The following is a 7,693-nucleotide window of genomic DNA, read 5'->3' on the forward strand; positions in this document are numbered from 1 at the left end:
ACCCGGACATCCCGACCGACCCGGGTGGCAACGGCGGTAACGGCACCGGCGGCAACGGCGGTAACGGCACCGGCGGCAACGGCGGTAACGGTAACGGCGGCAACAACGGCAACCAGAACGGTGGCGGCGGTAACGGCGGCACCGACGACGGTGGCTCCGCGACTGGTGGCTCCGACGGCGGCACCGACGGTGACGCCGGCACCTGCACCCTCGACCTCGACGGTGCCGAGTGCGAGGACAACACCGACACCGACAGCGCCGGCTCGCAGCCGGTGGCTCAGGGCAAGGCCAAGGAAGAGCTCGCCGCGACGGGCGCCGCCCAGACCTCGTTCCTGCTGATCGGTGCCGCGACGATGATCGCCGGTGGCATCGGCTTCCGCATGCTGCCGCGCCTGGTCAACGGCCGTACGGTCGCCTGAACCAGCTAGGCGTACAAGAGGGGCCGTGGAAGCGGTACGAGCGGCAAAAACCGGCGTACCGAGCGGTAGGGCCGGGTCGGGCACTACGCGGTCTGGTGCACCAGCAGGGCCACCGCCGCCACCAGCAGCGCCACGAGCGCCACCAGTGCCGCAGGGCTCAGCGCGCCCAGCGGGCCGCCCTCCTGCTGCATTCTCGCCCTGTTGGCCCGGCAGACCGGGCACCGGCCCTGATTCACAGGCGCCGCGCAGTTCGCGCACACCAGTCGGTCATAGGTCATGCGCATTCCTCCTCCCGCGCGGCGGAGCCGCCTGTCACTCCGCCCAACGCTCAGGGGAACGTGACCGTTCCCCCTCCCACTGTGCCAGCTCCCACGGGTTCCGGCGCGCCCCGCAGTGTTGCGGCCGTTCCGTTCCGGTCGGAATGCATCGCCGATCCGTGATAAAACGCCCATCGCAGGACGCCGACTGCGCGGCCGTGCCCGCGTCGCGTATGGTCACGCTCACCTACTCCCGGCGACCGTGGTGCACCCGTGATCCGATTCGACAACGTCTCCAAGACCTACCCGAAGCAGAGCCGCCCCGCCCTCAGGGATGTTTCCCTGGAGGTCGAGAAGGGCGAATTCGTCTTCCTCGTGGGCTCTTCCGGCTCCGGTAAGTCAACCTTCCTGCGGCTGCTGCTGCGTGAGGAGCGCGCCAGCCACGGCCAGGTGCACGTCCTCGGCAAGGACCTCGCGCGCCTGTCCAACTGGAAGGTGCCGCAGATGCGGCGCCAGCTCGGCACCGTCTTCCAGGACTTCCGGCTTCTCCCCAACAAGACCGTGGGGGAAAACGTCGCGTTCGCGCAGGAAGTCATCGGCAAGTCGCGCGGCGAGATCCGCAAGTCCGTGCCGCAGGTCCTCGATCTCGTCGGTCTCGGCGGCAAGGAGGACCGGATGCCCGGTGAGCTCTCCGGTGGTGAGCAGCAGCGCGTGGCGATCGCNNCGGACGAGCCGACCGGCAACCTCGACCCGCAGACCTCCGTCGGCATCATGAAGCTGCTGGACCGCATCAACCGCACCGGCACCACTGTGGTGATGGCGACCCACGACCAGCAGATCGTCGACCAGATGCGCAAGCGCGTCATCGAACTCGAGGGTGGCCGCCTCGTGCGCGACCAGTCTCGCGGCGTCTACGGCTACCAGCACTGAAAGGACGCCATGCGCGCCCAGTTCGTCCTGTCGGAGATCGGCGTCGGTCTCCGCCGGAACCTCACCATGACCTTCGCGGTGGTCATCTCCGTCGCCCTCTCCCTCGCCCTGTTCGGCGGGGCGCTGCTCATGCGCGAGCAGGTGAGCACGATGAAGGGCTACTGGTACGACAAGGTCAACGTCTCCATCTTCTTCTGCAACAAGAACGACGCGGAGACCATCCCCAAGTGCGCCAAGGGGGCGGTCACCGCTGAGCAGAAGAAGCAGGTCAAAGCCGACCTCGACAAGATGGACGTCGTCAAGAAAGTCGAGTACGAGTCGGCCGACGAGGCTTTCAAGCACTACAAGGAGCAGTTCGGGGACTCCTCGATGGCCGACACCATCACCCCGGACCAGATGCAGGAGTCGTACCGGGTCAAGCTCAAGGACCCGGAGAAGTACAAGGTGGTCGCGACCGCGTTCGCGGGCCGGGACGGCGTGCAGTCCGTCCAGGACCAACGCGGCATCCTCGACAACCTCTTCAACCTGATGAACGGCATGAACGTGGTCGCGCTCTACGTGATGGCCCTGATGCTCGTCATCGCGCTGATGCTGATCGTCAACACGGTGCGCGTTTCCGCCTTCAGCCGGCGGCGCGAGACGGGCATCATGCGGCTCGTGGGCGCGTCGAGCTTCTACATCCAGATGCCGTTCATCATGGAGGCGGCGGTCGCGGGTCTGATCGGCGGTGTGTTCGCCTGCGTCATGCTGCTCGCGGGCCGGTACTTCCTCATCGACCACGGCCTGGCGCTGTCCGAGAAGCTGACCCTCGTCAACTTCATCGGCTGGGACGCGGTACTCGCCAAGCTGCCGCTGGTGCTCGCGATCGCCCTGCTGATGCCCGCGCTCGCCGGGTTCGTGGCGCTGCGCAAGTACCTCAAGGTGTGACATGAGCCCCTGGCGTCGTACGGTCAACCGACCGTGCGGCGCCCTTTGTTTGTCCTAGACTCGGCGCCATGCCGGGCCCGGAAGTCACTCCTCGGCCCCGCGGTGTTCGCCGCGGGGCGGCCCTGACGTTGGTTTTCGCGACCGTACTCGTCACCGCGGCAGCCACCGATGCCTGGCAGCGCGACGACGCGAAGTCCCCTTCCCTCACGGCCCGTTCCGTCGCGGCCACGGCTGACCGCGAGGCGGTCGCCGACGCCGCCGCCAAGGCGATGGCCGACGGCAAGTCCGGCAAGGAGGCGGCCGAAGAGGTCGTCAGCCGCAGCGGGGACCGGTGGGGCGCGGTGTACGACCCGGCGGAGTTCGAGGAGTTCGAGCAGGCGCTCGACGGTGAGTACACGGGCGTCGGACTGTGGGCCGAGCGCGCCGAGGACGGTCGCATCGAGGTGTCCAGAGTGCAGCGTGGCGGCCCGGCCGAGCGGTCCGGAGTCAGGGCGGGCGACCGGCTCCGTACGATCGACGGGCGCCCGGTGGAGAACCGCCCCGTCACCGAGGTCGTCCAGCTCCTGCGCGGCGACGGCGGCAGCGGGGCCGAGGCCGGCAGCTCCGTCGTACTCGGTCTGGAGCGCGGTGGGCGTCAGTGGAGCGAGCGGCTGCGGCGCGCGCGGCTGACCACCGAGGCCGTCACCGTGGAGCGGCTCGCGGACGGCGCCACGCTGATCAAGGTGGCGGCCTTCACCAAGGGCTCCGGCGAGCAGGTGCGCGAAGCGGTCCGCGCCGTACCGAAGGATCACGGCGTACTCCTCGACCTGCGCGGCAACGGCGGCGGGCTCGTCACCGAGGCCGTCACCGCCGCCTCCGCCTTCCTCGACGGCGGCCTGGTGGCGACGTACGACATGGAGGGCGAGCAGCGCGCGCTGTACGCGGAGCCGGGCGGGGACACCGACCGTCCGGTCGTGGCGCTCGTCGACGGCGGCACCATGAGCGCGGCGGAGCTCGTCACGGGCGCGCTCCAGGACCGTGGACGGGCGGTCACTGTGGGTTCGCGTACGTTCGGGAAGGGCTCCGTGCAGATGCCGAGCCGCCTGCCGGACGGATCCGTGGCGGAGCTCACCGTCGGTCACTACCGCACTCCCGCCGGCCACAGCGTCGACGGCAGGGGCATCAGCCCGGACCTCGCGGTGAGCGAGCGGGCCGAAGAGCGGGCCCGCACAGTATTGAGTGGCCTCGGGGGAGGGTCGTAGTGCGAAAATGAACGCACTATGGCTAAGGAAAAAGGGCGCAAGATGATCGCGCAGAACAAGAAGGCGCGACACGACTACCTCATCATCGACACCTACGAGGCCGGCATGGTCCTGACCGGCACCGAGGTGAAGTCCCTGCGCCAGGGACGCGCCTCGCTGGTGGACGGCTTCGTGCAGCTCGACGGGGGCGAGGCGTGGCTGCACAACGTGCACGTACCGGAGTACACGCAGGGGACGTGGACCAACCACTCCGCGCGCCGCAAGCGCAAGCTGCTGCTGAACCGGGTGGAGATCGACAAGCTCGCGAGCAAGTCGCAGGAGACGGGTCACACGATCGTGCCGCTCGCGATGTACTTCAAGGACGGCCGGGCCAAGATCGAGATCGCGCTGGCCAAGGGCAAGAAGGAGTACGACAAGCGGCAGACGCTGCGGGAGAAGCAGGACCTGCGGGAGACGAACCGGGCGATCTCGGCGGTGAAGCGCAGGGAGCGCGGGCGGCTCTGAGGGCGCTTTGCCGGGCCGGCGCCGGGCCGGCAGGAATAGGCTGGCACGGTCGTACGTTGTTCACGTACGATGGCGCCTGTGCCCCCAGGGGTACGGCACCACCTTGATAAAAAAACATGGGGATGATCGGTTTCGACAGCGGATGTCGAGGCAGGGGAAGCGAGTCGAGGAAGCGGCAATGATCTCGTTAACCATATGTCGCAACCAATAATCGCCGATTCCAAGCGCGATTCCTTCGCCCTCGCTGCCTAAGTAGCGACTTAGCGAAGTGTCAGCCCGGGGGTGTTCCCGACCCGGATCCTGGCATCATCAAGGGAACTAAACCACTCGGTCCGGTCACGGGATCGGGTGGGAAATCAAACAGTGACTGAGCCCGTCGGAGACTTGTCCGTGTGATCTCCGGGGCCGAGAAAATCGCAGCGGACTGCACTCGGAGAAGCCCTGGTTCTGCACCGTTGGACGCGGGTTCGATTCCCGCCATCTCCACAATTCCCATGTGAGGCCGAGGCCCCGCTGTCCTAGGACGGCGGGGCCTTTGTCGTGGCCTGCGGGCGCGTCCTCAAGCACAGCAGCAGGGCGACGGCCGCGGCCGCCACCGGGGCGGCGTAGCCCGAGGCCGGGTGGGTGTGTTCCGCCAGCCAGCCGCCGGTCGCCGCGCCTGCGGCTATGCCGCCCAGGATCGCGGTGACGGCCAGGGTCATGCCCTCGTTCAACTGGGCCTGCGGGACCACGCGTTGGAGCAGGGTCATGCCGGTGACCATCGTGGGTGCTGTTGCCGCTCCCGCCAGCAGCAGCGCCCCGGCGACCGCGGCCAGCGAGCCCGTCGAGGCCGCGAGCAGGGGCACCGACATCAGCAGGGTCATCGCCGCGACGCACACGAGCAGGCGTCGGTGCGGGCGGGCCGCCGGGCGCGCGGAGCCGTACAGCAGGCCGGCCACGCATGATCCCGCCGCCTGGAGGGCGAGGACCGGGCCCGCCGCCGCGCCGTGGCCCAGACCGTCGGCGAAGGCCAGGGTGACGACCTCCATGGAACCGAAGACGCCGCCCGTGGCGAGGAAGACGGCCAGCAGCGCGGGCATGCCGGGCAGGCGGAGCGGGGAGCGGGCGGTCGTCGTGCGGGGGGCGACGGGCGGTTCCGTGGCCCGCTGGGCGGCGAAGATCAGTACGCCGGTCATCAGGAGGATCGCCCCGGTCAGGGTGCCGGCCTCGGGAAAGAGCGCCGTACAGAGGAACGCGGCGACGACCGGGCCCAGCATGAAGCACAGCTCGTCGGCGGCCTGCTCGAAGGAGTTCGCGGTGTGCTGGGCCGCCGGATCGCCCCGGTGCAGGTGGGCCCAGCGGGCGCGGGACATGCCGCCCGTGTTGGGGGTGGTGGCGGTGGCGGCGTACGCGGCGAAGAGCGTCCAGTTGGGGGCGCCGTAACGGACGCACAGGAGCAGAGCGAGCGAGCCCAGTACGGCGACGGCGGTGGCGGGCACCGCGACGCGGGCCTGCCCGTGCCGGTCGACGAGCCGGGCCGTCCAGGGCGCCACCAGGGCGGTGACGGCGAGGCCGGTCGCGGTGACGGCGCCTGCCAGGGCGTACGAGCCGCGCGAACCGGCGATCATCATGACCGCGCTCACGCTGAACATGCCCATCGGAAGGCGGGCGAGGAGGTTGCCCGCGGTGAACGCGCGGGCCCCGGGGGTGGCGAAGAGACGGCGGTAGGGAGAGAAGCGTCCGGGTCTGCGGGGGCGTGACCGGTGTCGCGGTTCGTACGCGTACGTGGGGCGGTCCGCGACGATCAGGACATCACCGGACACGGCAGGGAAGGGTGAGAAAGAGCGAGCTTGGGCGGGCATGGATCAAGCTTCACGGCGAGGGCCCGTGGCGGTCCAACACCTTCTGGGCGCCGATTCACGCACCTGCGTTGTAAGTTCACGGCGTGCCCCATGACATCGAACCCCGCCTGTTGCGCGCCTTCGAGGCGGTCGCCGCGGATCTCCACTTCACCCGCGCCGCAGCCAGGCTCTACGTCGCCCAGCAGGCGCTGAGCCGTGACGTGCGGCGCCTGGAGCGGGAGTTGGGCTCCGAGCTGTTCGTACGGTCCACCCGGAGCGTGTCGCTGACGGCGGACGGCGAGCGGCTCCTGCCGTACGCGCGACGGGTGCTGGCGGCGTACGACGAGCTGGATGCGGCCTGGGCGCCCGACGAGCGGCCGCTGGTCGTGGACGTGAGCGCGCCGGTCGGCACCGCCTACCAGGTGCTGGAGACGGCGCGGGCGGCCGCGCCCGACGTCGAGTTCGTCGCGCGTTTCCACAGTGGCCTCACGGGCGCGGCGGCCGCGATCGTCGCCGGCCGGCTGGACGTGTCCTCGGGGCGGGTCGCCGGGCTCGATCCCGCCGTGCTCGACCAGCTGGAGCACTGGCCGGTGCGCTTCGAGCGGATGGCCGTACTGCTCCCCGGCGACCATCCGCTGGCCGCCCTGGCCGAGGTGCCGCTGGACGCGCTCGCGGGGGAGACGCTCTACGCGGGCGCGGGCAACCCGGCCACCGCCGAGTGGACCGATCTTGCGGTACGGCTCTTCGCGGGGCGGGGCATCGAGGTGGCGGCGCCGTTCCCGGAGATCGAGGGTGCCGAGGAGTTCGTCCGGGTCATTCGCAAGCGGCGCTGGTCGGTGCTGGCCAGTACCGAGTTCATCGCGGTGCCCGGCATGGAGCTGCGGCCGATCGTCGATCCCGTACCGCTGTCGCCCATTTCACTCGTGTGGCGAAAAGGGCTGCGCCACAAGGGGCTCGAAGCCCTGAAGGAGACGATGTGCGAGCTCGTGGAGCGGCACGCGTGGCTGGAGCTGCCCGCAGGCGGCTGGCTGCCCGAGACCGACAGGTCACTGATGCGGCCGCGCCCGATGTCGCCACCGACTCGTAGGACGTACGGAGAAACGTTCCGCTCACCCTGAGCCTCACCGCCCCACTCGGCCCCGCGTGAGAGCAAGGTTGCGCGGCAGTCATCTCGTAACACGGGGCTGAAACCCGCCGTCCCTAGCGTCAGGTCCATCGACCCGACACCTGTGGAGGCACGTGATGACTGGGCGGCGCTGGATCGAGCACTGGGACCCCGAGGACGAGACGTTCTGGCGGGAGGGCGGTGAGCAGATCGCCCGCCGCAACCTGCTGTTCTCGGTGTTCTCCGAGCACATCGGCTTCTCGATCTGGACTCTGTGGTCCGTCATGGTGCTCTTCATGGGCCCGGAGTACGGCATCGACCCGGCCGGCAAGTTCTTCCTGATCGCCACGGCCACTCTCGTCGGGGCCGTCGTCCGCGTCCCGTACACCTTCGCGGTGGCCCGCTTCGGCGGCCGGAACTGGACCATCTTCAGCGCGCTGATGCTGCTGCTGCCCACGGGCGCGGCGTACGCCGTGATGGAGCCCGGCAC

8 protein-coding genes, 1 other RNA gene and 1 pseudogene are annotated in these 7,693 nt (G+C 69.6%); 8 read left to right on the forward strand and 2 right to left on the reverse strand.

Going from position 1 to position 7,693, the window contains the following annotated elements; genetic code table 11:
- The coding region (locus J7E91_RS32495; RefSeq protein WP_214910506.1) for an LPXTG cell wall anchor domain-containing protein at positions 1-419 on the forward strand (419 nt) is incomplete at its 5' end.
- Positions 420-502: 83 nt separating this feature from the next.
- Here the strand turns inward: J7E91_RS32495 and J7E91_RS32500 are convergent.
- Entirely contained in the window at positions 503-697 is a 195-nt protein-coding gene (locus J7E91_RS32500) for a hypothetical protein (protein ID WP_214910508.1), read from the reverse strand.
- Between the two features lie 252 nt (positions 698-949).
- On the opposite strand from J7E91_RS32500, the gene J7E91_RS32505 reads away from it, so the two are divergent.
- From J7E91_RS32505 to ssrA, 5 genes are all read left to right on the forward strand, one after another.
- Entirely contained in the window at positions 950-1,606 is a 657-nt protein-coding gene (locus tag J7E91_RS32505; RefSeq protein WP_214910510.1) for a cell division ATP-binding protein FtsE, read from the forward strand.
- Between the two features lie 9 nt (positions 1,607-1,615).
- Complete coding sequence (gene ftsX / locus J7E91_RS32510) at positions 1,616-2,533, forward strand: permease-like cell division protein FtsX (protein WP_214910512.1); 918 nt, start codon at positions 1,616-1,618, stop codon at positions 2,531-2,533.
- 68 nt (positions 2,534-2,601) lie between these two features.
- Positions 2,602-3,774, forward strand: coding sequence for a S41 family peptidase (locus J7E91_RS32515; RefSeq protein ID WP_214910514.1), 1,173 nt, complete (start codon positions 2,602-2,604; stop codon positions 3,772-3,774).
- Between the two features lie 18 nt (positions 3,775-3,792).
- A complete protein-coding gene (gene smpB / locus J7E91_RS32520) occupies positions 3,793-4,278 on the forward strand; it encodes an SsrA-binding protein SmpB (RefSeq protein WP_214910516.1) in 486 nt (161 codons plus the stop codon).
- Positions 4,279-4,396: 118 nt separating this feature from the next.
- Positions 4,397-4,767: a transfer-messenger RNA gene (gene ssrA, locus J7E91_RS32525) on the forward strand.
- A gap of 29 nt (positions 4,768-4,796) precedes the next feature.
- On the opposite strand, the gene J7E91_RS32530 is transcribed toward ssrA, so the two are convergent.
- Positions 4,797-6,119, reverse strand: a complete 1,323-nt coding sequence (locus tag J7E91_RS32530) for an MFS transporter (RefSeq protein ID WP_214910518.1) — start codon at positions 6,117-6,119, stop codon at positions 4,797-4,799.
- Between the two features lie 83 nt (positions 6,120-6,202).
- Here J7E91_RS32530 and J7E91_RS32535 point away from each other — a divergent pair, with 83 nt between their 5' ends.
- Positions 6,203-7,216, forward strand: a complete 1,014-nt coding sequence (locus J7E91_RS32535; protein ID WP_214910520.1) for a LysR family transcriptional regulator — start codon at positions 6,203-6,205, stop codon at positions 7,214-7,216.
- A 124-nt stretch (positions 7,217-7,340) separates the two neighbouring features.
- Positions 7,341-7,693: pseudogene (locus tag J7E91_RS32540) on the forward strand (MFS transporter); the annotation flags it as partial.

It is taken from the genome of Streptomyces sp. ISL-99, assembly GCF_018614005.1.
Classification (GTDB): domain Bacteria; phylum Actinomycetota; class Actinomycetes; order Streptomycetales; family Streptomycetaceae; genus Streptomyces; species Streptomyces flavidovirens.

What these genes read in the sequence shown, in the direction of transcription:
- J7E91_RS32530 (WP_214910518.1), bottom strand. Translation starts at nt 6,119, where the DNA reads ATGCCCGCCCAAGCTCGCTCTTTCTCACCCTTCCCTGCCGTGTCCGGT.
- ftsX (WP_214910512.1), top strand. Translation starts at nt 1,616, where the DNA reads ATGCGCGCCCAGTTCGTCCTGTCGGAGATCGGCGTCGGTCTCCGCCGG.
- J7E91_RS32515 (WP_214910514.1), top strand. Translation starts at nt 2,602, where the DNA reads ATGCCGGGCCCGGAAGTCACTCCTCGGCCCCGCGGTGTTCGCCGCGGG.
- smpB (WP_214910516.1), top strand. Translation starts at nt 3,793, where the DNA reads ATGGCTAAGGAAAAAGGGCGCAAGATGATCGCGCAGAACAAGAAGGCG.
- J7E91_RS32500 (WP_214910508.1), bottom strand. Translation starts at nt 697, where the DNA reads ATGACCTATGACCGACTGGTGTGCGCGAACTGCGCGGCGCCTGTGAAT.